Source organism: Nocardioides jensenii JCM 1364 = NBRC 14755, assembly GCF_001552535.1.
Taxonomy (GTDB): Bacteria; Actinomycetota; Actinomycetes; order Propionibacteriales; family Nocardioidaceae; genus Nocardioides; species Nocardioides jensenii.
Genome location: NZ_BCRJ01000025.1, coordinates 1 through 3229 on the forward strand (window position 1 = coordinate 1; position 3229 = coordinate 3229).

General features: G+C 72.6%; 1 protein-coding gene and 1 pseudogene. Both read right to left on the reverse strand.

Features of this window, described 5'->3' with window-relative positions; genetic code table 11:
* Positions 1-509, reverse strand: a pseudogene (locus NJ4_RS07615) (exodeoxyribonuclease V subunit alpha); the annotation flags it as partial.
* Positions 506-3229: UvrD-helicase domain-containing protein (locus tag NJ4_RS07620; RefSeq protein ID WP_067432549.1), on the reverse strand; the 2724-nt coding region annotated here is incomplete at its 5' end. The pseudogene NJ4_RS07615 and the gene NJ4_RS07620, both read right to left, overlap by 4 nt.

Consider the following 3229-nt stretch of genomic DNA (forward strand, 5'->3'; position numbering starts at 1 on the left):
CGGGCGGCCCGGTCGACGGCGGCGGCCTGCTCGGCGTACCCGCTGTCCGGGAAGACCCGGGCCAGCGCGGCGGTGAGGGCGGGTTCGTCCACGACCGGGGCGGGCAGCGCGCGCCGGGCCACGAGGTCGTCGCAGACCTGCACCTCCTGGCGCCAGTAGCGGTCGAGGTGGAGGAGCCCGAACTCCCAGTGCAGCACGCCGGCCGACACCAGCGGGCTCGCCTCGATCGCCGCGACCCACGCGTCGACGTCGGGCCACTCGAGCTCGGGGTCGATCTCTGCGGCGTCGGCCGGCGCCAGGCAGACCGAGCCGTGTCGCACGGCGCGGGTGACGAGGGCGACCGCGAGCAACACGGTCTCGTCCGGCTCTCCGCCGAGTGCACCCAGCCGGTTGGCCACGTGTACGTCGGCAGCGGTCAGCGCACCGGCGTCGTTGAACGCCCGCAACAGGCCGTCGGAACGCCGGGCCAGGCGCCGGTCGTAGCCGTCGACCAGGTCTGAGGTCGTCATGCGCGGGCTCCGTCCAGCAGGTCGCTCAGGTCGGTGACCAGGCCGATCGGCGGCCGCCACGAGAAGACGCCGGTGGGATGGCCGTCGTAGGACGGGGTGTCGGGGCCGCACATGCCGCGCAGGTAGAGGTAGAGCACGCCCCCGAGATGGGTCGCCGGGTCGTAGTCGGCCAGGCGCCAACGCAGGTAACGGTGCAGGACCACGGCATAGAGCAGCGCCTGCAGCGGGTAGTCGGAGTGACCCATCGCCGCCTCGAGCGCCTCACGCCGGTAGTCGGCCGAGGTCAGCGGTTCGTCGAAGGCGCCGAGCCAGTTGGTCTTGTAGTCGACGATCAGGAACGTCGACCCGACCCGCAGCACGACGTCGACCGACCCGGTGAGGTAGCCGCGGAGGTCCTGCCCACCGAGGTGGGTGTCGGCCAGCGCATCGGCGTACGGCAGCAACGGGTCGTCCGCGGACAGGTGGCGCCGGAGCAGGGGCGCGATGTCGCCCAGTGTGACCGCCACCCCCGACCCGTCGCCCTCGTCGCCGCCCGACAGGGGAAGCTCGAACTCGAGCTCGCACAGCCGGTCGGCCATCGGGATCTCGCGCAGCGTCACCGCCCCGGCCAGTGGGCCGAGGGGGCTCGCGCACACCACGGTCAGGGCCTCGGCGAGCGCGCCCGGGTCGAGATCGACCGGCCACCGGACGAGCTGCTCGACGACCCGCTCGCGCAGCTCGGCGGCGAAGTCGTCGGCCGAGGGGTCGGCAGTCTCGAGCACGGCATGCACCAGGGATCCGAAGGTGGCGCCGACCGGCAGCTCACCCATGGGGGAAGGGACTTCTGGTCCGTCGCCGTGCCGGACGGGAGCCGGCTCGATGGCGTCGGGCTCGTCCGTTCGGGGCGTCTCCTCGGGCTCGCTCCCGACGCCGGGCAGGGTGGGCTCGGCGGTCTCGACGCTGCTCAGCGCGGAGTACGACGTACGCCGCCAACGGGTGTCGACCGTGCGGGTGAACGAACGAGCCGAGAGCTCGTCGGCCGGCCGGGCGAGCTCGGCCTCGGCCAACGGGGCCGGCACCGCGGGTGCCCACGTCGGCCCGCCGCGTTGCTGCCAGGCGTCGAAGAAGGCCTGGGTGGCGTCGTCGTCGGAGAGCGCCACCTCGGCGGGCACCACGCTGGTGCCGGGTCCCCTGCCGATCAGCATGCGGTGCAGTGCCGACGTCTTCGCGTTGTTAGACGGCGCCCACCAGGTGACCACCTGCGACTTGGCACGGGTCATCGCGACGTAGAGCAGACGCAGGGACTCGCCGAGGTCCTCGGCACTGGCACGCGACACGTTGGCCCTGCGGCCGGGGCCGTCCTTGCCGACGTCGATGGAGCGGTGTTCGTCAGACTCCCCATGGAACAAGGGAATGGAGGGTTCGAAGGAATACCGGTCTGCCACGAACGGCAGGTGCACGACGGGGTATTCGAGCCCCTTGCTGCCGTGGATCGTGACCAGCTGCACCGCGGCCGCGTCACTGTCGAGGCGGCGGGTCCGCTCGGAGGCGACCTGCACCTTGTCGTCGGCCATCTGCGCGCGCAGCCAGGTGAGCAGGGCGACCAGTCCGAGCCGATCGACCAGCGCCGCCTGGTGCATCGCCTGTGCGACGTGGCGCAGGTCGGTCAGGTGTCGTTCGCCGTCGACCCGGCCCAGCACGCGCGCATAGAGCCCGCGGATCACCGCTGCCTCCATCACCGCGGCGACCCCACGCAGGCTGAACAGCTCGGCCCACTCGCGCATCGTGGCGGCCACGTCGTCGGTGAGGTCGGGGTCCGTGTCGAGCTCGACCGCCGAGCGACCCAGGAACGACGTGAGTGCGGCGCTGCGCACTCGGCTGGAACGGTGCGGCTGCTCGAGCGCCTCGAGCAGGGTCAGCCACTCGACCGCGGCGGGGGTGCCGAAGACGCTGCCGCCGCCGGCGACCACCGCGGGCACGCCGATCTCGTGCAGGGCTTCACGCACCAGCTGCAGCGACTTGCCGGTGTGGGCCAGCACGGCCACGTCGCCGGGTTCGATCGGTCGGCCCTCGTAGGTCGCGCCCGAGGTGAGCAGGTTCTTGATGTCGTGAGCGCAGTCCCGGGCGATCAACGGACGGATCCGTCCGACCGCCACGCCCCGGTTGCCCTTCAGCCGGAACTGCTCGCGGCGCACGACGCGGACCCGGAAGGGGGTGTCGTCGGGGGCGCCGACCAGCCGTTGACCCTGATGTGAGGCTGCCGCCTCCACGGGTCGTACGACGATGCGTGGGTCACCGAGCTCGGCGGCTTCGAGCACGGCCTGCAACGAGGCCAGCAGCGGCTGGTCGGAGCGCCAGTTGGTGGCCAGCGTCTTGCGGGTGGTGGCGGTCGCCGCCGCGGCCAGGTAGGTGACCACGTCGCCACCACGGAATGCGTAGATCGCCTGCTTCGGGTCGCCGATCAGCACCATGCGGGCGTGGCCGGTGAAGGCCCGGTCGAGCACCTGCCACTGCACCGGGTCGGTGTCCTGGAACTCGTCGACCAGCACGACCTTCCAGCGCTGGCGCATCCGGGCCCGGGCCGGGGCCTCGGCCTCGGTCAGCGCGTGGGCCAGCTGGGAGAGCAGGTCGTCATAGCTGAGCACCCCGAGGCGGCGCTTGCGGCGATCCATCTCCGCCCGCACGGCAGTCGCGAAGCCGACCCTGCGGCCGGCGCCGGTGGTGCGCTCCGCCTCGGCGGG